This is a genomic window from Vibrio sp. L85 (assembly GCF_963871815.1).
Taxonomy (GTDB): Bacteria; Pseudomonadota; Gammaproteobacteria; order Enterobacterales; family Vibrionaceae; genus Vibrio; species Vibrio harveyi.
This window is the reverse complement of sequence record NZ_CAWMYL010000091.1, coordinates 69,478-90,155: the sequence shown is the minus strand read 5'-3', so window position 1 is coordinate 90,155 and position 20,678 is coordinate 69,478. Positions and strand designations below refer to the sequence as shown.

The window sequence follows — 20,678 nt, the reverse complement described above, 5'->3', positions numbered from 1 at the left end:
TACGCCAGCAGATGAGCTTACCGTTCAGTTAGAAAACAACGCTGACGGGTACTTCGTGCTCGATGGTGACCAAGTTAAGTTGACCGACAAAGGTGTCGAAGCGGTTAATAATGACCAGCTTGACCTAACTACCTTGTCTGTTAGTGCTTCGGTATCTGACGGTGTGAATCCGAAAGTAACAGACACGGATTCGTTGGATGTGGTTCGTGTGAATGACGCCCCAGAATCTACGCCAACAACTGTGACTCTGAATGAAGATGCGCAGGGCGCAGATGTATTGCTTGATTGGGCATCTTTCGGTGTGACGGATGTGGATTCTGCAGACGCTTCACTATCGATTCAGATTACCTCGCTGCCGACTGATGGATTGCTTGAGTATAAAGACGCTCAGGGTGATTGGCAGGCTGTTCAAGCAGATCAAGTTCTCGATAAGTCGCAGTTTGACGCTGACGGTGTGAGATTTACTCCGGAGACAAACGAGTCTGGTGATAGTAGCTTTGGTGGTACCAATGTTGGTGACCAATCTGGTCATTATGCTCAAATTGGATTTAAACCAACAGATGGTCAGAACGAAGGTCAAGAATCGACGCTAACCATTGATGTTACCCCTGATGCTGATGCGCCAACCTTGAGCACCGTAACGCCAGGCTTGTCGGTACCTCTGCAAGAGTTCAATGTTACGTCTTGGAACAACGTCGTAGTGGGTTCTGGTAATGGGCTAGGTGTCACAGGTCAGGTTCTTATCAATGCAATTGATGCTCTTGATTCTGCTAACGGTAATCAATCCACAACTTCGAATGTGCAAGATACGTCGTCTTATGCGACAGCCGCAAATGAAGCAGTACTTGTGACAGGATTGGTTTACCTAGAAGCGGGTACAAGCTACGACTTCACTGGTCGCGCGGACGATAGCCTTGCAATCACAGTTGGTGGGTCATTGGTCGATGAAGCTCGTTGGGGTAATGCTCAAGGTACAATTACGGGTGGTGCATTCGTACCTACTGTTTCTGGATTCTACCCGCTAGAGATTTACCATCACAATCAAAGTGGTCCGGGTAACTTTAACGTCGATGTTTCTATCAATGGTCAAGCGCCAGTTAACCTAAGCAATAGTAACTTGGTTGTGGTTAGTGATGTTAACGCGTTAGACGCGACTGATATCAGAACCTCTGCACTACAAGAAGTGAATGGTGTTGAAGTCTACGAGACCTACCAAGTAAACGAAGGTCCTCAAGATACTGCGATTCCTCTATCTGAAATTAGAGCAAATCTAAATGATACTGACGGCTCAGAATCGCTTGAAGTGACATTGAAAGGTATTCCTGTAGGCGCGGTGATCTCGGATGGCACTAACTCAATTACTATTGCTAGCGCGGATGCGGTAGATGTAACCGGATGGGCGCTAGACGGACTGACGGTGACTCCTCCTGCAGGTTCTCATGATGATTTCACTATCACGGTAACTGCGACAGCAACAGAAGAGTCTAATGGTGATACTGCTGACTCTACGGCGACGATCAATGTAGTTGTGCATGAAAACTTGCCAACGAATACAGCAAGTGATGTTGTTACAACAGACGAAGAACAGCAGTTACAAGGTAACGTCCTGCTGAATGATTCAGATGGCGATAACGTTCTACTGGTTGACCATATCACGGTTAACAACACTGATTATGCGGTTGGTCAGACGGTATCGCTGAGCAACGGCACGCTGGTTGTGAACCAAGATGGTAGTTACACGTTCGACCCAGTAAAAGATTGGTCAGGTGACGTACCGACAATTACGTACACGACAAATACTGGAGCGACAGAAACACTAGATATTGACGTCGTAGCGGTAGCAGATAAGCCAACAATCAGTATCTCTGTGGGTGATATGTCGAAAACCGACGCGGTTGAGTCTAATCACAGCTTGGTAACATCGGCAACAAACAATACGCCGGCTCAGAACAAAGTCATCGCAGATGCAATTGGTTTAGATGACGTTCAACAAGGAGTGAATCCGGTCGCGAATGTAGCCTTGGGTAGCAACAATGACACTTCAGATACTGATTCGTTATTTGTCGGTACAAATTACAACGACACCTTCTATGGTGGCGCTGGTGATGATGTCTTTGTTGGTGGTCGTCAAAATGACTCTTTCTACGGTGACGATGGAAGATCTACAACGCAATATGATGGTAAAGACACGGTTTACCTAACTGGTAACTTCAGTGACTACCAGTTTACGTTTAAGAACAACCATAGTGGCCAAGTTCCGTATTGGATCTTCCTAGACAAGCGTTCAATCGATTCAGAAAATGACAATACGGGCTTTGAGGACCGTGGTGATCACCTGTACGAAATCGAGCGCGTTGTCTTTGCGGATAAGGTGATTGAGATAAATAAAGATGGCACTTACGAGGTTCTACAAGATCGTTGGGTGCCGATTGAAGTGGATGTTGACTTAGCTGACACTGATGGCAGCGAGTCATTAGCTCAAACAGTCCTTGTTGATGGTCTACCTGATGGTGTTGAGTTGTACGTCAATGGTCAAGCCGTTGCGGAAGAGCCAAGCGGTGGCTATATCGTAAATCTCGATGCTCAAGGCCAAGCTAACTTTGATGTAAAAGTACCGTACGATTTTGAAGGTAGTCTGGACTTCCCATTAAGTGTCACTGCAACATCAGTTGAGTCATCAAACAATGACCAAGCGACTGAGACCGAATCGGCTCGAGTTTCAGTTCGCGATTACGAATACGTTACCGGTACGCACGGTGATAACGATATTACCGGTACAGCTGATGATGATATTATTGTTGGTGATGTCCAAGGTCTGCAGATTGTTGAGGGCGAGGATTACAACATTGCCTTTGTTCTAGATACTTCAGGCAGTATGGGGTATGACGTAGGTAAAGCAGAGACTGAGATTCAAACGGTTCTTGATACCTTGATCAGCAGTGCTACCGGTTCTCATTCGGGGAAAGTGAATGTCTTGCTAACAACGTTTGCAACGAATGATAAGTTGCTGTTGGAAGTTGATTTGAGTGACCCAGACGCTTCAACGAAAATCGCGACTGCATTTGCAAACAATAGAGACAATGGCAGTGGTAACACAAACTATGAAGCTGCATTTGATTCAGTGCTAGATTGGTTTGCAGGTAAAGATAGTGATGCAAATAACGTCACATACTTTATCTCTGATGGCACGCCGAACCAAGCTGATCACAATAGCGCTTATGATTTGGCTTCGATGACTAATGTGGTGATTGGTGCTGAAAATGGCAAAATTATTACTTTGGGAGACGTGTTACCAAGCGATTATCAACGTGGTGATGTCGTGACTTACAATAACCAAACGGTTATTGCGAGCAACACAGAGGTTTATTCTTTGTCGACTGGCGACCGCCTTGGCTACATGTACAGCAACACGGGTTACTATGACTACAGCAATAGTGTTACCGCTCAAGCTGAGAATATGTACAAAGCATTGGAAGAGTTCAGTGAAGTGCATGCGATTGGTCTTGGTAACAACTTGGACGCAAGCACACTCGAAAACTACGACTCAGACAATACAGTGCGAACCAACATTGATGTTTCACAGTTGGCTGAAGTTATCCTTGGTAAGGAAGTCGCTTTGCTTCAAGGTAGAGATGACATCGATAGTCAAGCTGGTGACGATATTATCTTCGGTGATGCAATTAGATTTGGTTCTAGTGATGAACAAGGTGTATCTGCATTACAAGAGTATGTTGCTGGTCAATTAGGTAAAGATGTTGGTCTTGTTACCGAGAAAGATGTTCATAACTACATTACTGACAACCAAGCTGAATTTGAGCAATCTCGTTCAAGCGACCGAGCGGATAACCTGTCTGGAGGTGAAGGCAACGATATCCTATTCGGGCAAGGTGGCTCAGATACGCTGGACGGCGGTATAGGTGATGACATCCTGATCGGTGGTTTGGGTAACGATATCCTTACCGGTGGTGATGGTGCAGACATCTTCAAGTGGGTGGATGTTGCAAATGAGACAGATACAGTAAAAGACTTCAATGCAAACGAAGACTCTCTTGATTTCTCTGACTTGTTCGAGGATCTATCTAAGGATGAACTTGGTTCGTTACTGGATGATCTGAAGTCGGGCGATCACGCTGGCGATGTTGGTAATTACCATGTGGAAGTTACGCAAGATGGAGCAACAGACTCTAACTTGAGTATCTCTAAAGGTGGAACGACATTAGATATCCATTTTGATGGAGCAAGTGTTGATGACGTCACTTCACACCTGATTGCAAGTCTGGATTCTCAACTTAAAGATATGTAATCAAACCAACTGAAGGTATGAAAAAAAGGTCTAGCGTAATGCTAGACCTTTTTTGTTTTCAGTCAGGTATAAGCCTTTATTGGCGTTTTCTGTGTTTTACTACAAAGTGTAGATGTCATGCTCTCGAAGCAGGTACAACGCGAAGCAAGCTGCGAGCATTGGCCACGCAGCAAAGAACAGCAGGTTGTTAAATGGGTCTAGGTATTTAGCAAACGAAGAAAAGGTTGAGCCAGCATGTAAAATTAAAATGGCGAGGTAGGTTATATTTTTCCATAAGCCAGCGACAAAAATCCCAATAAATACTAATTGGGCAAGCCCCATCGCGACAGAGATTCCACTTGAAATGTCTAAACCATAAAAGCCGGCAAATACTTTCATTGCGTGTTCTGGAACAAAGACTTTATCTAGTGCCCACATAATAAACACCAAGGCGATACTTAATCGCAATGCTAATAATCCTAGTCCTAATTTAAGTGGCAGTGTTTCTTTCATTTGGAGTCCTTTAAAGAGTAACGAATAAGTTCTCAATGGCAGACCGCGGTTTTTCTTATCTGATTACAACGGGATATGTAAATATTCGTGAATTGGTTATCTAGAGAAGCGACTCCTTACAGGGTAATCCCGCTTGAGCACTAAAAGCGCGATGAACAAAAAAGCCGACAGAGTCGAATTCTGTCGGCTTTTGATTTACAGCGGTTTACTCAACGGACAAATACTCAGAAGGGGATTTGTCTGGTTTTGGTAGTTTCATTGCCGCTACGGCATTGAAGCCTACTTGTGTTAAGCCACCAGAGTAATCAACACTGCCATTTGGTAAGTTGGCTTTAGTTTCTGATGGGTTCCACTTGCGGAAGTAATCCGTCAAATCGTACTGGGTTAAATAAGACGTACACGCCATCAGCAAATCGCCTTGGCTTAACTGGCTGCTCTGCGTTGAACAGTAGTTAATGCCTTGGTCACCAACACTGTCACCACGAGCTTTGCGGTGAGCCAACTTGAAGAAGTTCCAACCCTGATCTTCACCAAAAATGCTTGGTTTAGATGCTTGATTAGAGTACCAAGTGTCGATGTTAAAGTGATCTTCTGCCCAAAGCTTCAACTGACCGAACATGGCTAAGCGCATACCGACATCTGCCTCACTCCAAGCGTGACCTTCAAAGCGGTCTAGCCATAGAGGTGACTTAGATAAGTCACTTGCGATGCGGTCCATGTATGGCTTCGCTTTGCGTTGCTCCTGCATGTATAACGCAAGAATGTTGTTGGTCACTTCGGTTGAGCCAGCTACCATAAATGGTGCTGATGCTAAGTTATGACCCACTTCGTGCCATAGCAACCAATCATTCGTTGGGTTCGTTGGAACCACTGTCCATGTCGGCCAGTAGCTGTTGCTTTGTACTGGGTAACCAGAGTGTGCTGCACCAATAGAGATTTGCACATCATTCACAAAGCGGTGTCGGTTCGCTAAGAGAGCATCATAGGTAAATCGACGATGCTTGCCATCTTTTGTCACCTGATCGCGTCCGTAAAAGTCGCTTGCATGATTTGCGAAGGCATTCAGTTCATCAGCGAATTTAGGTACATCAGTTTCCTGTACGTTGTTGACAGGAGTGGTGTAGATGAAATGACCAGAATCGATTTCGGCAAGTGGTACGTCAGCATTGATGTTGTTTACCCATTTGCCATCTTTCCACCAAGATGCTTGTAGTACGCCGTTAAAGTTGAACGTCACCAAGTCACCTCGAGCTGTTTCAAGAGGCTGGATGTAAATCAAACCACCATAATTTGGATGGCGAGTTGGTTGAGAGTTACTTTATTTTAAAGCTCAGAGCTATCGAGATTATGCTGTTAAGTAATTAACTTTTAGTAAGTTTTTAGGGCTCGATAAATGCGCGCGCATTCTAGTTTTAAAAGCGGCAGGAGGGAACAAAAAGATTAGCTTTGTATTGAACAAATTTTCACAACTGAGGGTGGGATTCACAGAATGAATAAGCCTAGTGGTTAGTTGGACTTTCTTTTCTGCAAAAATAGCGTACAGTTTGCTGGTTTTTCACTGAAATCATCCGATCATGACCAACGCAAAACTCCTTCTTATTCGTGGTTTACCAGGCTCTGGAAAGACAACGCTTGCTAAGAAATTGTCCAAACAGCTCAAAGCGAAACACTTTGAAGCTGACATGTATTTTGAGAATGAAATTGGAGAATACGTTTTTGATGGTACCAAGCTAGCGGATGCCCATGAATGGTGTTTTCAACAAACCCGTAAGTGGCTTAATAAAGGTAAGGTGGTGATTGTCAGCAATACCTTTGTTCGTCACTGGGAAATGAAGCGCTACCTAAAGTATTGTGAGAAAAAGCAAATTGAAGTGGAAGTGCAGGTGTGTCGTGAGCAATATCAAAGCATTCATGATGTGCCATCAGCGACGATCGAAAACATGCGTCGCCAATGGCAAGAATAACGTTTTAACCTCTTTTGGTCTCAGAATACTACTGACCCCTGCCATCGATCATGACAACCAGTGTTTTGCTCATAATGGCGATGTCCATCGAAATCCACGAGTAAAATGAGCTTAGGCTCAATGCGTAGCTGTGGTCGAAGCCGACTTTACGGCGAACATCCTCAATACATGAGTCGTAGCCTTGATTGACTTGTGCTAATCCTGTGATGCCTGGTAGAACACCGTAAGTGCGTTCAACAAAGTAAGGAATCTCATCTTCTAGCTTTTGGTAAAAAGCAGGGCGCTCAGGACGAGGACCAATCAACGACATTTCACCTTTTAGCACATTGAATAACTGTGGCAGTTCATCTAAGCGTGTCTTACGTAAGAATCGACCGACAGGTGTGATTCTTGGATCATTCTCTGAAGCCCATACCGCGCCAGAACGTTGCTCGGCATCGACATACATAGTGCGAAACTTCATGATTTCAAACAGCTCCATCTTGTCTGGTGTACAACGACCCACACGAAGCTGACGATAAATGACAGGTCCTTTTGAGTTGCTCATGATTGCCATTGCAATGATTGGCATGACTGGTAGGGCTACAAGCAAAATAACCATTGAAACCACAACATCGAAAGCGCGTTTTGCTAAATGAATATTTGAGTCATAACGTGAAGTCTTCATGATACTTTCCTTATTGATTAACGCGCTTCCAGCGACCATTTTCCATTCCTAGAAGATAACGAAGCCCGCCTGCGAAGTTTGCTATGTGTCCGACTACTATGTAGTTGATCAACTTGAATGGCTTAAACAAATTGAACGCTGGGATTAAATAAGTGATGAGAGCGATTGAGTAAACGGCTAACTGCGCTACGAGTAGAGCTTGAAACGTAGGGTATTCCATCAACAATAACGAACTCACGAAACACATGATCATTAGGTAAGGAGTCGCAAGACGCAGTACCTTTCCTGATAAAAATGCAAATGCAGTGCCACGATAGCGGGGTAACAGCAGCTTTTTAAGTTTCAAGAACTGCTGCATATTGCCTGCAGAGATGCGTAGACGTCGTTTGAAGTCAGAGTTATCAGAGCTTTCTTCTAGCTCAAGAGCCAGCATCCTAGGTTCATAAATGGATGCATAACCTTGTAGTACGATACGCATTGGTAAAATGAAGTCATCGTTAATGATCTCAGGTTCGAGCGGCGTGAACAGTTTGGTTCTAAATGTATAGAACGCGCCGTGAGAACCAATGGTTGAGCCAATCAACGACTCTTTGTATTTCACATTAGATTGGTACTGCCAGTAAGCTGCTTCACCTTGGTTTTGTGTCGCCATGATTTGATAAGTCGCATTGACTACACCGATATTCTCATTTTGATAGTGTTGGCTCGCTAGCAGTAAGGAATCACAAGAGACTAGGGCAGAAACATCACTAAGGACGGTAATCTCAGTGGTTATGTTTTTCATTTCAGAGTTGATGAGCGTCACTTTGCCACGATTGATTGCGTGGTCTCGAATGATGAATAAAGTGTCAGCACAGATCGCTTCTTGAATGGTGTTCTGTGCTATCTCTGCTGTGTTGTCGGTGCATCCATCACAGGCAATGACAATCGTTAATTTATCTCGCGGATAGTCAAGGCTTGCAAGGTTTCGGATCTTTTCTGCGATCCATTGTTCTTCGTTGTAGGCAGGTACAACGATTGTCATCGTAGGTAAGATGCAGTCGTTTTTGGATGCTTTGTAACAACGCTCTTTTACCGTTGCTTTCTTCGCTACCTTGCGCTGTTCACGACGTGTTGAAAGCCAGTTCAGAACAAGAGGGTAGCCAACGTGATGGTAGACAATTAATAGCGCAGACAAAACGAAGCCTGTGGTCCAAAGTAAATCAATCATAAGTCCTCTCCTTGAGCTAACATCGCGTAGCGGTTAACCATATTGCGGATATCGAAATGCTTAAGAATATGGGCTCTAGGCGAACGCGGTATTTCTGATAAATGCTGTGACAATGCATCCGCTAGAACGGGAACTTTATTTGGCTCAACCAATGCGCTTGTTTGTGGGCATAGCGTCTCTTTTACCGCACCAACATCACTAGCAATGCAAGGGACGCCGCAGGCTTGTGCTTCTAAGGTTGAAAGTGGAAAACCCTCTTGAAGTGAAGGTAGACAAAAGACATTTAAGCTTTGGTAAAAGTGCGGCATGTCACTAACCAAGCCCAAGAACGTTACTCTGTCTTCCAGTCCCAAAGTGCGTACCTGCGCTTCTAATAACTCTCTTTGGCTACCGTTTCCTGCAATGGCAAGGTGTGTATGTGTTGGTAGATGTGAGAAGGCTTTGATTAGGATCTCTTGCCCCTTAACGGCTTCTAAACGACCTGCTGTTCCGACAATGAACTTATCAGTGGGAAGCGAAAAGCGCTCACGGGCTTGGTTTTGATTACCATTGGTGAACTTTTCACAATCAATCCCATTATGAATAGTGCTGACTCGAAGATAGCCTAGCTTGTTGGTTATTTGGTCAGCGACAAACTCAGCGTCTGCAACAACTTGGGGGCGAAGACTCTTGAGTAATACTGTTTGTAATCTAGCTGCTTTTTGGTTGTTTAAGTGCCAAGCATCATGCTCCGTGTGGATTAAGGTTTTAATGCCTAGCAATCGTGTCGCAATCCCGCCATACAGTAAGGGACCGATATGGTGAGTATGAACGACATTTGCGTTGAGTCTTTTGAGTATATGTTTCAATGCTCGGAGTGTGGTTAGGCTAAAACCTGGCGCTTTATCGAGAAAGCAAAGTTGGTCTCGGTAATCCAACAACTTACTCCAATGACGAAGTGCAACCGTTTTGTTCCCCTCAAGACTAACCACAAAAACGGAGTCTTCTGCTTTAGCAAAACGAAGCATCTCTAGTACCAGAGTTTCTAATCCGCCGGGGGCGAGATGTTGGACGACATGTACAATCACATTGCCGTTCTTGGTTGATGTTCGAGTGTCTGAGTTTTCCATTCCTGAGTCCTCGATATATTTGTTTTTCTACATGTTGACTTGTGCACGCTATGTGCCAAAAATTAAAGTAAGTAAAAACAACAAGTTAATAATTTTGAGGTGCTGAACATCAAAATGAGAAAAGAATATTCTCATTTTGAAATTCAGAATTCGCGGATGAAAGAAATTCCCAGTTAATTGCTTGATTTAATGGGAATGGGGATGAGAAAGCACTCAACGAACGAGTGCCTTCACATGATGCTGAAACTTAAAATTCTGGCTAGAAGATTACTTTAGGGATAGTGGTAATCACGGGGACGCCCAAGTGATTTTCAAGGGATTTTCGTGAGCGAATCGAGTTATCTGCCAGTTCCGCAATGGTTGCTAATCCGATACCTAATCCAGCACCACCAATGAACCCTAAGATAACGAACATAAAAGCGGGTAAATTAGCTGGAATTGTGGGAGTGTAAGGCTCATCAATGACTTTCACGCGTTTATTTTCTTCAAATACACCCAAAGAACCGGTGAGTTGGGCCATTTCATAACGTTCAACCAGTTCTTCGTACAATTGGCGTTTGACTGTCACATCTCTTGCCAGTCGATTGATTTCAGTTGCGGTACTACCAAAACGGTTTGCATTGACTTCTAGCTCCTGAATCATACTTTGCAGGCTAATGGTTTCTTCCTGAAGCGACTCGTATCGACCGCGCATGATTTGCAATTGATGAAGCTGAGAAACAAGCAGAGGTTGCGCATCACCAATATTGCTTACCGTTGCTGTACTGGCGATATCCCAAAGCTGATTGCTGTTCATTTCAGGTTGTTTTGAGTTGAGTAGAACCGAACGCTCTTGCTCTAGGCGATTTAGCTCGCGCAGCTTACCTTGAACCATACTGTGCGCTTCAGTGTACTTGGCACGCAGTAGGGTGAGTTCACTGCGGATCTCGATGATTTGCTCCTCAATCTTACCGATCACTGGGTTGGTCTTCGAAAGCTGCTGGTCCAAGCTACCCAAGCTGCGTTTTACACCTGCAAGCTCCGCTTCTTTCTCTGCCAATGTCTGCTTTAGGCTCGCTAAACGAGTCAGGCTTTGCGCTTGCATCTCTGGTGTCGCGTGCGAGTAGGCGTTTTTGTACTCGGCAAAAGCTTGTTCAGCCTTATCTAGTTCTTCGCGGCGTTTATCGATGTGAATAGTGAGAAAGTGGCTTGAGTCTTTAATCGAAGAGCGCTCTGGCGCAAGCAACTGTTCCACAAAATGGTCGCTGACGGAGCCAAGTATATCTTCCATACCTTCAGACTTACTGCTGGTTAACTGGATTTGAATGAAGTCTTTACCAAGCTGTTGCACCGTGAGGCGATTGGCAAGCTCTTTAATGATGGACTCTTGTTCTTTCGGTCCCATGGTGTCATCAATCAAGCCTTGTTCTTGAGCAACCGAATACAGCACATGACGGCTTTTCAATAGGGTACTTAACGCGCTCAAGCGATCTTTCAGCATGGTTGAGACGGCAAGATCTTCGAGGAAGGGATTCATCTTGGCTGTTTCTTGAATCAGCATACTAGTGTGCGCCACATATTTCGTTGGCATCATTTTACTGACGACAAACCCCAAGATTGGTAACACCAACATCGGAATGACAATCAGGTAACGACGACGCCATGCCCCATGCAGCAATAAGGTGATGTTGTCTCTTAAATCGTTCATAACGCCCTCACTAATTGCTCAACTTGACGTGCTCTTGATTGCCAACTTTGTTGTTGGATGATCGAGAGTGAACCTTCTGGTGGTGGGAGTAAGTGATTCAGGCTCGCACGAACATCATCCACATCCGCCACAACATGCAACATGTGTTGGTAGGGCTTAAGTGCTGGGAAAGCCGTACTGATGACCGGTGTTCCTGTGGCGAGGTATTCTAACAGTTTAAGTGGATTACAGGCTTGAATCTGTGCGTTATCGACGAACGGTAGCCAGCTCGCATCCCAATGTTGTGAGTAGCTAGGTAAATCTTGATGTGCTCGTGGACCTAGGTAATGGATATTGTTTCGTTGTGGCAACGGGTTGTGAGGAAATTCATTTGGACCAATAAAGACCAAGTCCCAATCCTGCGCTTGATCGGCGACTTGCTCTATCAAACGGAAATCTAACCATTCTGATAAGCTGCCATAAAAACCCAATACCTTACGACCATTGTTTGGCATATCTTGCGCTTTCGCCGTTGGCTCTGAAAACAAACTGAAGTCGACACCATGCGGTAGAGTCACGGTTTTCTCTTGCGGAAGCTCCGCGGCAAGCTTATCACTCGCAGCCAGAATCAGGTTTGCGCTATCAATCAAGTCAGCTTCATGTTCCAAAACGGTCTGATGATCCACACCTGCTAGTGCGCCAAAGTCATCACCACAGTAATAAACAATGCCTTTGGTGCTCATTTCTCGACAAATATCCACAGCGGTAGGCAGTGACGTCCAAAAAACGGCATGTTGAAAGCCGAGCAAATCCAGCTTTTTGCTCAGCTGATGTTTCATCATTTTTGTCGCGACGCTACGTGCCCATTTCGATTTGGGAGCAGGAATCGTCAGCAAAGTGATGGTGTGGATGCTTGAGTCTTCTTCTCGACCGAAAGGCGTTTGGACCTTGTCTTGTTGTTTGACCGAACCAGTCAGTTTAGTGACGAGGCGTTTAGCGTCTTTCGGGGTGAACTTTGGCTGTCTTAAGCCAATCGAGTTGACCCAAAGAATACGATGGTTATTCGCTAGGTGCTTTATCAGATGTTGAGTGGAAGATGGCAAGCCGCCGAAGTCTTCTCCAAATACTACGATATCTGTCATCGTTCTCTCCTTGAGCCAATTGATTCGTTGTTGTTACTCAAAGACGTATCACGATGCGTGCCAAAGACTTAAAATTATCTAAAACAAGGGGTTAGGTTATTTCTTAATTTGAGAAGGTGAAGATTTCTCATTTTGACAATCAGTTTGAACGATGCGATTTATCACTATGGTTAGTGCCGCAAGTATGTAAATCGGCCAAGTGAAACCTTGAGTGAGGAAGGTCCCTGAGACTATGGTGCCGATAAGTCCGCTTAATACGGCGTTTGCACCTACAGATAAGGTGAAGTGCGACTTCTCAGTCAGAAGTGAGATTGAACCTAATGACGTTTTGACCAGAGAGACAATCAGAGTAATGAAAACCGCTAAACCAACAAAGCCGGTTTCAGCCAGTACACCAAACCAAGTACTGTGCACCGCGTGGTTAATGCCATCCCAATGCGGGCTGTAGAAGAAGTAGTTGTAGTAGAAGTTCTCTAAACCAACGCCGGTTATCGGATTGTCGAGTGCCATTTTGAAAGCTGCTTCCCAGGCGTACAAACGTCCCATTGCCGAGGCATCAATACCGGCTTCTGCAGCGCCGCCCGATGCTCGCCCAGAGATCCCAGCAACAGCGTAAAGAATCAAAGCCGCGACTAAGCCTAGGAAGACAACCAATGCCTTGCTCTTGATGTGTTTGAACGCGAAATAGGCGAAGACTGACAGTGCTCCCAATAAGCCACCGCGGCTTTGTGTCTCAAGGATCGACATAAACAGGATGATACAAGTGAGCAGTGCAAAACCTCGCAACCACATGGACGATCGTTTCTCGACCAATTGGCTCACCGTAAAGGCGAGGGGGAACATCAAAACCAGCGCTAAGTCATTGGGGTCACCTAATACCGAGCCAAACGAACGACCAATCGACACACGCGTTCCTTCGACAATATCAATACCGTTGGTGGCGTTATAAAGAGCAACGAGTCCGACCAACAACCCAGCAACGATAATTGCTTTTGACATTTGTGCGAGCTGTTTGGGTGTGGTGATAAGCCAAGTGATCGCCAGTGTCATCACAATGATCTTCCAATACGTATTCTTGAATACGGTAATCGCGATGTCGCGTGCTGAGGCGAACACAATACCGATGATAACTAACGCCCAGAAGATGAACAGCCACTTTAAAGAAGGATGCCAGAAGACCGATAGCTGACGACTGATCAATAGGTGAAAAGATAACGCGCCAAGTGCACCTAAAGACAACAATAATGGGATTTTGAAGTTGTAGATAACCGGAAACGCTTCGTGAATTCGGAAGAAAGAGAAGATAACGAACAAAGTCACAAGCCAAAAGGTTTGGTTGAGCACAAACAAGATGGCAAGCGGAGCAAAACAAATTGCGACAATTAAAATTGGATGCGGCATCACTAACCACGCTAAAGCGATGACCACAGTAACGGTTGTCGCAGCGATGATTTGGGTTGGTCTCACATCCGTGGCATTCATAACGTCACTCTTTTCGCTTCCGTTCTTAATCTCATCACAAGATTGCTACGTGTTTCCTTAGACATGTATCGGAAGGCGATACCAGCAAACAGTGTGCATGTCAGAATGCAAATCACAATCGCACTTCCGATGGATTGAGTAGAGTAAAGCAGGAACAGTGCCACTCCTGAGATGATTTGTAATGCGACCATCAAACTTAGGTGGAAAGGAAGGTACATGCACTGTTGTCCAATCACGAACGTCATCGCCAGTTTGGCTAGTTGCGCGTAGTAAAGCGCGATGAATACGCCATAAATACCAAGAGAAGAAAGCGCAAATAGAAGAGTAATTGCGACGCCTGCGGCAACAACGTTGATTCCCAGCAACCAACGAGTGCGACGTTTATATAGAATCGCGATGTTCAGTAGCTCGCTCCATTCTTTGATCATGGCGATTGGCAGAAGGAACAATGTGTAAAGCGCGGCTTCTTGATACGTTTCTGGTAAAAACTGGCTGATCATAATGAAGGCAAGGGTCGCGACTAGGACCGTGAGTGTAGCAATATAAATCATGCCGAAGTGAGAAATTCTTACAGCTTCTTTACCACGATTACGCTCTAGATAGGCGAAGCGACGTGGCATCCACCACATACCGAATGGTTGAACCAAAATACACATGCCAATGGCGAACTTCACCGCAATCGCGTAAACACCAAGTGTTGCTAGTGAAGCGTTCGCACCAATGAACCAACGCTCGGCACCGTTCAAGCAAAAAGCGACCAGCGCAGACATCATGACAGGGATGCAGTAATGCAGATGTTGCTTTGCGATCGCCATGTCAGGCATGACAACTCTGTATTTATTGATAATGTGTAGCCAGGTAAATTGGATAACGGCAGCCAGTAGACCACCAAGCAAGACAGAAATGACGTGTGGGTGAATCATCAAAGCGGCGACAATAAATACAACTTGAAGAACGGTGGTGGTCACCATCACGCTTAGCAGTGTTTTCGCTTTATCATCTTGCATGCGTAGCCAAGCAGTACCGATACCAATCGCGCCTTCCAAGATAATTGCTAACATCAGCACGATGAATTCAAATTGAGAAAACGGACTAGGAATCGGGGCAACTAGAATCGCAAACAATAAAACCAAACCAATCGCCACTGCGATCCAAACAGAAAGCGAGTAAATTTGGTTGAGCATGGTCACTTTCTTCTCGCCGTCTTTCTCTACACCAACAAAGCGGTACAGTGCTTCGTGCATTGCCATGCTGGCAAGTAGGGCAGTCACAACACCAAAAGAGGTCAGTAACTCAAGTTTGCCCATTTGCTCTGGCGAGAGAAACTGAGGAAGCACTGGCAGCATAATTAAGCTGATGCTTTTGTTGATCACCAACGCAATAGCGAACAGTGACATATTGGTCATGGCTTTAGACATGGTCATATCCTTTGACGTTGTCGCGCTTCTTTGCACTGTCTTGAGCTTTATTGGTCGGGTCAGTACAAAGCTGTTGGGTAATATCGAAGTAACAACGTTCTGCGGTGTATAAACTCGCAACGTTTAGTGCTTCCATCCCCATGGTGACTTTTAGCCAAGGTGCTTCGTTTAAAAGTCGAATGGCATTGTGAAGAGAAGCGGCGTCTTTCGGTGTGTACTTGATGCAGTTCTTTCCATGGGTTAACACTCGATCCCAATAGCTGTCGTCATGTGGAATCACGACACACATACCAGCGGCTAACGCCTCTAAAATTGATAACCCAAACGGTTCGTTCTCACTGGTCGACACAAACACACCACACTGTGCTCGTAGCTCGTCAAGGTTGTCTGGTGATTCGTGCCATTCAACGTTTGCTTGAGTGAAATCTGGCTTTGAACATTCAACGCCTTCAATGTTAGGTTTGATGTAACAGATGGTCGCGTTTAGGTTCGCTGACTCATCCAACTTCATCGCGTCGAGCAACAGGTCAACATTCTTCCATTTCAAGAGGCTGGCAGCCCAGAACACTCGATTAGAAATCGGGTTCGCTTGCTTTGGTGCGCGTTCTGAAGACAAGCCGTTCACAAACGAAGAGGTGTTTAAGGTTGTCCAAAAGCGTTCTACCGCCGGTTTTGGCATTTTTAAATAGGCAGCAAGCGCATCAATCATGGAAGCACGAGTGTTCGATAAATAATGAATCGCAGACGCTTTTACTAAGCAGTAGCCAGATGAGCGAGACACGCCGACTGGACCATGCACCATTTGCACGATAGGTTTGCGATTGAACAGGCGAAGCAGGTACAAAGGCATGTCGTTGTTTGGTGAAGACAAACCCATAAACCAGTCGAGTTTGGGTAGTTTGAACGTGACCAAAATCAGTTGCACCAGGTAAAAACAGTTCATCAACCAATAAGCGATACCATGATGAGACGTGATTGGAGAACGCTTGATTTTCAATACCTGTACGCGAGGGTTTGAGCTGAATGTGGCAGTCCAGTGTTCTGGATTTGTCGTCGCGACATAGCTAATCACGTCACGTTGGTCACACTGTTTAATCAACTCAGCGTTGGCAATTTTCGAGCCGCCTTGCATTGGGATGGCGTCAAACATCAATACACGTTTCATGGTGAGCTCCTTAGTTGATGTTTAACCAGCGCGAAATTGGTTTCATGCAGTGGCTGACAGGCATGGGTGTCAGTTCTTTCTGCGTCAGTTCATCGCGGTAAATATCTTCAATCGCTCTGACTGAGGCAGAAACCGTCAGGTGCTGATTCGCGTGTTGATGCGCATTCTCGGCTAACTTATTTCGTAGCGGCGCATCTTGAATCATTTGCTGAATTGCATTTAACAGACTTGCCATACCGTGATTAGCGAACAATAGGGCACTGTGGTTGTGCTCAAACAATTCCGGGATGCCACCTGTTTTTGGTGCGATGATTGGTAGCTTTGCTAGTGCCGCCTCACCAAGAACAAGACCAAATGCCTCTTCGTAAGCTCCACTGATGAAGGCATCTACATTACCTTTCATCCAGTCTCCGGCGTTGTGTTGTTCCCCAACAAAATGCACACGATCCTCCACACCCAAATCAACGGCTAGCTGCTTCAATGCGATACGTTCTTCACCATCACCAACAATCACCAAATGTGGATTATGTTGATGGTAATTGTGCATACGCATGGCTTGGATTAAGCGGTCAAAGCCTTTGCGTTTAATGAGAGAGCCAACCGAAATAAAGGTGAACGCTTGGTGAGGAATACCCAGACGATCTTTGACATCGATAGGTGCATCGTGACTCTCCAGCGACACGCCGTTATGAACGACATGAAGATGTTCTTCTGGGTAGCCATCTTTGAGAATCTCGTGCCCCACATCTTTACTCACGCAAATCAATTTTGGAGAAAGGTGCAGACCCAATGAGAAGCGGTCACGCAAGGTGTAGTGGCAGTGAAGTTGCGTTACCAAAGGGATGTGATTCATACGAGCAGCTAGGCACATCCACTGACATGGACCTCCACTGTTTACGTGGACAAGGTCGATGCTGTGTTTTTCGATCAACGCTGTGCCTTGTTTGATCAAATCGTTCCAACTGCTAATGTCCCAGCGAGGCGTGTTCCAACCTCCAACAAGGCTGAAATTCGAATGTTCCGCTTCGATGCCTAAGGAGTCGCATCTCTTAATCAAAGGTTCGCAGTTTGACCAGACAATTGGTTGGTACTGGTCGCGGTCAATATTAGTGATGAGGTCAAGCAGTACGACTTCGCTGCCGCGAATCCAGTTATCACCATAATGAACGTAAAGAATGCGTTTTGGAGTAGTCATAGTCGTTACCTCGGTTAGCCAATCTGTTTGGATTAGCTATTGCAACCGAGATGCCAAAATATGCTATTGGTTTAAGTGTATGTTTTTGAATGGGAAATGCAGTGGGAGCGAAGATTAGATACGAAACTTCTCAATTTGAGAATGGATATGCATCAAGTGTGATTCTCAATTTGGTAGCGTTCAATCAGAATAGGAATGATGCTGCGAGAGGAATAGTGCGCTTTGATGGTCTCAATCGCTTTGTGGCGCATTGGGTATTGTTCGCTATGACTCATTTCCAACCAGTTATTGATCTTGTCGGTTAGCGCCGGAATATCGTGGGCGAGGAATCCATTTTGACCATCTTGGATCAAATCAGGAAGGCGACCAACGTCAAGGCTTATCACAACGATTCCACGAGCCATCGCCTCTAACGCCGCCATTGGCAAGCCCTCATAGCGCGATGAAATGACGAGGACGCTGATATTACGCCAAACGGCATCCATGTCACTTTGATGACCGTGAAATATCACGTTAGCAGGTGCGCTTTCTACGAGCCTCGATTTTTCTGGACCGTCACCATAAATAGAGAACTCAATATCAGGAACTTGACGGGCAATATCAATGAAGCGGTCTGCGCCTTTCTCATGGCTTAGACGACCAACAAATGCGATTTCTTTGTAGCGACAATGCTGTTCGGGAATCGTGACAAAGTTATTGAGCAATTCTGATTGAGTAGGGAGCTTGTCTTGAATGGTCTGACTCACAGCGAAGCTGTGATCAGAGAGTCGTGCGGTATATCGATCGAGCCAGTCATACGCCCAAACTTTGCCCGTTGGTGTTTCACCGGCGTGGTAGGTGGAGACTAAACGGGGAAAAGTACGAGTGAATAGCTTTGCGCTTCTGGCTAACAGTGCCGCTTTGTATCCATGGGTGTGAATAACGCTGGGTTGATGCTCAGCCACCGCGCCAGTGATCTGTTTGACTGGAATGGTTTTCGACCGTTCTGACTTTGGGCACAGGTGCCACAAATAACTCACTGGGATTTGAGCTTGGTTTAATTTGTCGATAAGTGGTGCTGGAGGATCGTATTCCACCACCAACACAACTCGTGCGTTAACATGAAAGGACTGCAACCCTGTGGCGAGTTCGACTACATGGCTTTCAATACCACCGTAAATACGGCTATCCAGCAGAATCCAAACTTCGCCGACAACTGGGATCTCAAGATTGTTCGAGATTAGCTTCATCCGCTTCCCACGCTTGTTTTTTGCGATACACAGTGGAAGGGCTAAGCTCCAACATCACCGCCGCGTTAAGCACGTTACCATCACAATACGCAATGGCGTTTTGAATCGCCTCTCGCTCAACTTTCCACATTGGACGAATGGTGCCATCGGAATTGAAGTAAGGTGATGACACTTGCGCCGCAGGGCTTGCTGGAGGCGCTTCGTTCGTAACCATAGTTGAGGAGAACTCTGGTTGCACGGATGTTTCTACAGGCGCACTTTCTAATGGTTGTGCTTGCATTGGCGTTGCAGCGGTGACTGGATTTACATTGGCTACTTGAGCACTTTCAACATGAGGTGGGGTGACAGTGCGAGCTTTTGACGGTTTGCGAGTCAGTTGAGCGGGTAGGTGTGCGAGCGTCACTTTGTCATCGTCATTCAACACGACAATGTTGCGAATGATGTTTTGCAACTGACGCACATTGCCTGGCCAGTCGTAGTGCTTAATCACATGTTGGGCTTCGCTATCGATATTGCGGAACTTCTTCTTATCCTGCTTCGCGTATGTGGTTAAGAAATGCTTAGCTAGCGTGACAATGTCACTACCACGTTCACGAAGTGGCGGCATATCGATTGGCACAACATGCACACGATAATACAAGTCTTCGCGGAAACGACCTTCTTCCACTTCGGTCAATGGATCTCGGTTGGTTGCACAGATAATCCGAACATCCACCTTCATCTCTTTGGTGCCACCGAGCGGGGTGTAGGTTCCTGTTTGCAGAAAACGCAGTAACTTTTTCTGCATTTCTAATTCCATCTCGCACAATTCGTCGAGGAACAGGGTTCCGCCGTGGGCTAGCGTTGCGGCACCTTTACGGTCTGTGGTTGCACCGGTAAATGCGCCTTTAACGTGACCGAAAATTTCACTTTCCATCAAATCGCGAGGGATAGCACCACAGTTAATCGCAATGAAAGGTTTGTCTCTGCGATCGCTTTGTCTGTGAATGGCTTCTGCACACACTTCTTTACCCGTACCACTTTCACCAACGATAAACACGCTTGCAGAGGTTGGAGCAACCGCGTCAATGGTTTTATACACAGCTTGCATCGGTAGGCTAGAGCCAATAAAACCGTGGTAGTTGTGGCGATCGAAGGTCGATTGAATGTTCTCGACGAGATTTTCTAACTTCGCTCGTTTTAAGTGAAGAGCGACTGAGGTTTTTAAACGGTCTGCATTGATGGGTTTCTCTAGGAAATCTTCCGCACCTTTCTGAATCAGATTGACCGCGAGATCGACGCTGCCGTGCGCCGTTGCGATGATGACAGAGGACGGGATCTCGTTTTCATTAATCCAGTCCAATACGTCTTCGCCTGACATGTCCGGAAGTTTAAGGTCGAGAATGATAAGTTGCGGTTTGCTGCGCTCAATGAATTGAATCGCCTCCCGCCCCGTTTCTACGTGGAAGATGTCGTAAGGCTCATCCTTGACGTACTGCTTATAAAGTATGGCTAGTGAAGTAGAGTCTTCTACCAGTAACACCCTTGGTCTCATAATCCTTTCCCAACTTTCTTCAAATCGTTGTTTTAATGCGTTAAGTCGGCTTGAGATACGTGTTGTCGTGATGATTTTGTTTTTCTTGTCTCAAGCTGATGG

At 45.6% G+C, this 20,678-nt stretch carries 14 protein-coding genes and 1 pseudogene; 2 read left to right on the top strand and 13 right to left on the bottom strand.

Features of this window, described 5'->3' with window-relative positions; translation table 11 throughout:
- On the top strand, positions 1-4,303 hold a 4,303-nt coding region (locus AACR11_RS09725; RefSeq protein WP_114145638.1), incomplete at its 5' end, for a VWA domain-containing protein.
- 99 nt (positions 4,304-4,402) lie between these two features.
- Here the strand turns inward: AACR11_RS09725 and AACR11_RS09720 are convergent.
- Positions 4,403-4,795, bottom strand: a complete 393-nt coding sequence (locus tag AACR11_RS09720; RefSeq protein ID WP_029788496.1) for a hypothetical protein — start codon at positions 4,793-4,795, stop codon at positions 4,403-4,405.
- Positions 4,796-5,000: 205 nt separating this feature from the next.
- A pseudogene (locus tag AACR11_RS09715) lies at positions 5,001-6,083 on the bottom strand (M60 family metallopeptidase); the annotation flags it as partial.
- 286 nt (positions 6,084-6,369) lie between these two features.
- Here AACR11_RS09715 and AACR11_RS09710 point away from each other — a divergent pair.
- Positions 6,370-6,759, top strand: a complete 390-nt coding sequence (locus AACR11_RS09710; RefSeq protein WP_029788494.1) for an ATP-binding protein — start codon at positions 6,370-6,372, stop codon at positions 6,757-6,759.
- 28 nt (positions 6,760-6,787) lie between these two features.
- Here AACR11_RS09710 and AACR11_RS09705 read toward each other — a convergent pair whose 3' ends face one another.
- The 11 genes from AACR11_RS09705 to AACR11_RS09655 all read right to left on the bottom strand — a co-directional run bounded on the left by AACR11_RS09705 (position 6,788) and on the right by AACR11_RS09655 (position 20,576).
- Positions 6,788-7,426 carry a sugar transferase gene (locus AACR11_RS09705; RefSeq protein WP_029788493.1) on the bottom strand — a complete coding sequence of 213 codons (639 nt, stop codon included), beginning with the start codon at positions 7,424-7,426 and terminating at the stop codon, positions 6,788-6,790.
- A gap of 10 nt (positions 7,427-7,436) precedes the next feature.
- A complete protein-coding gene (locus AACR11_RS09700) occupies positions 7,437-8,636 on the bottom strand; it encodes a glycosyltransferase family 2 protein (RefSeq protein ID WP_009697749.1) in 1,200 nt (399 codons plus the stop codon).
- Positions 8,633-9,745, bottom strand: coding sequence for a glycosyltransferase (locus tag AACR11_RS09695; protein WP_009702047.1), 1,113 nt, complete (start codon positions 9,743-9,745; stop codon positions 8,633-8,635). Before AACR11_RS09695 ends, AACR11_RS09700 begins: the two co-directional genes overlap by 4 nt.
- Before the next feature lie 259 nt (positions 9,746-10,004).
- Complete coding sequence (locus AACR11_RS09690) at positions 10,005-11,432, bottom strand: GumC family protein (protein ID WP_029788492.1); 1,428 nt, start codon at positions 11,430-11,432, stop codon at positions 10,005-10,007.
- Positions 11,429-12,553, bottom strand: coding sequence for a glycosyltransferase (locus AACR11_RS09685; protein ID WP_029788491.1), 1,125 nt, complete (start codon positions 12,551-12,553; stop codon positions 11,429-11,431). The genes AACR11_RS09690 and AACR11_RS09685 overlap by 4 nt, the downstream gene beginning before the upstream one ends.
- 96 nt (positions 12,554-12,649) lie before the next feature.
- Positions 12,650-14,035 (bottom strand): O-antigen ligase family protein, encoded by a 1,386-nt coding sequence (locus tag AACR11_RS09680; protein WP_029788490.1) that lies wholly within the window; start codon positions 14,033-14,035, stop codon positions 12,650-12,652.
- Positions 14,032-15,453: a lipopolysaccharide biosynthesis protein gene (locus AACR11_RS09675; RefSeq protein ID WP_029788489.1), complete on the bottom strand. Its 1,422-nt coding sequence runs from the start codon at positions 15,451-15,453 to the stop codon at positions 14,032-14,034. Before AACR11_RS09675 ends, AACR11_RS09680 begins: the two co-directional genes overlap by 4 nt.
- Complete coding sequence (locus tag AACR11_RS09670; protein ID WP_029788488.1) at positions 15,446-16,618, bottom strand: glycosyltransferase family 4 protein; 1,173 nt, start codon at positions 16,616-16,618, stop codon at positions 15,446-15,448. Before AACR11_RS09670 ends, AACR11_RS09675 begins: the two co-directional genes overlap by 8 nt.
- Positions 16,619-16,628: 10 nt before the next feature.
- The gene (locus AACR11_RS09665) at positions 16,629-17,813 is read right to left on the bottom strand and encodes a glycosyltransferase (RefSeq protein ID WP_029788487.1); all 1,185 of its coding nucleotides are present in this window, start codon (positions 17,811-17,813) and stop codon (positions 16,629-16,631) included.
- A gap of 152 nt (positions 17,814-17,965) precedes the next feature.
- Positions 17,966-19,042, bottom strand: a complete 1,077-nt coding sequence (locus AACR11_RS09660) for a glycosyltransferase family 4 protein (RefSeq protein ID WP_029788486.1) — start codon at positions 19,040-19,042, stop codon at positions 17,966-17,968.
- The gene (locus AACR11_RS09655; protein ID WP_029788485.1) at positions 19,017-20,576 is read right to left on the bottom strand and encodes a sigma-54-dependent transcriptional regulator; all 1,560 of its coding nucleotides are present in this window, start codon (positions 20,574-20,576) and stop codon (positions 19,017-19,019) included. Before AACR11_RS09655 ends, AACR11_RS09660 begins: the two co-directional genes overlap by 26 nt.
- Positions 20,577-20,678: the final 102 nt, after the last annotated feature.

What these genes read in the sequence shown, in the direction of transcription:
- AACR11_RS09680 (WP_029788490.1), bottom strand. Translation starts at nt 14,035, where the DNA reads ATGAATGCCACGGATGTGAGACCAACCCAAATCATCGCTGCGACAACC.
- AACR11_RS09665 (WP_029788487.1), bottom strand. Translation starts at nt 17,813, where the DNA reads ATGACTACTCCAAAACGCATTCTTTACGTTCATTATGGTGATAACTGG.
- AACR11_RS09700 (WP_009697749.1), bottom strand. Translation starts at nt 8,636, where the DNA reads ATGATTGATTTACTTTGGACCACAGGCTTCGTTTTGTCTGCGCTATTA.
- AACR11_RS09685 (WP_029788491.1), bottom strand. Translation starts at nt 12,553, where the DNA reads ATGACAGATATCGTAGTATTTGGAGAAGACTTCGGCGGCTTGCCATCT.
- AACR11_RS09705 (WP_029788493.1), bottom strand. Translation starts at nt 7,426, where the DNA reads ATGAAGACTTCACGTTATGACTCAAATATTCATTTAGCAAAACGCGCT.
- AACR11_RS09720 (WP_029788496.1), bottom strand. Translation starts at nt 4,795, where the DNA reads ATGAAAGAAACACTGCCACTTAAATTAGGACTAGGATTATTAGCATTG.
- AACR11_RS09695 (WP_009702047.1), bottom strand. Translation starts at nt 9,745, where the DNA reads ATGGAAAACTCAGACACTCGAACATCAACCAAGAACGGCAATGTGATT.
- AACR11_RS09660 (WP_029788486.1), bottom strand. Translation starts at nt 19,042, where the DNA reads ATGAAGCTAATCTCGAACAATCTTGAGATCCCAGTTGTCGGCGAAGTT.
- AACR11_RS09710 (WP_029788494.1), top strand. Translation starts at nt 6,370, where the DNA reads ATGACCAACGCAAAACTCCTTCTTATTCGTGGTTTACCAGGCTCTGGA.
- AACR11_RS09690 (WP_029788492.1), bottom strand. Translation starts at nt 11,432, where the DNA reads ATGAACGATTTAAGAGACAACATCACCTTATTGCTGCATGGGGCATGG.
- AACR11_RS09675 (WP_029788489.1), bottom strand. Translation starts at nt 15,453, where the DNA reads ATGTCTAAAGCCATGACCAATATGTCACTGTTCGCTATTGCGTTGGTG.
- AACR11_RS09655 (WP_029788485.1), bottom strand. Translation starts at nt 20,576, where the DNA reads ATGAGACCAAGGGTGTTACTGGTAGAAGACTCTACTTCACTAGCCATA.
- AACR11_RS09670 (WP_029788488.1), bottom strand. Translation starts at nt 16,618, where the DNA reads ATGAAACGTGTATTGATGTTTGACGCCATCCCAATGCAAGGCGGCTCG.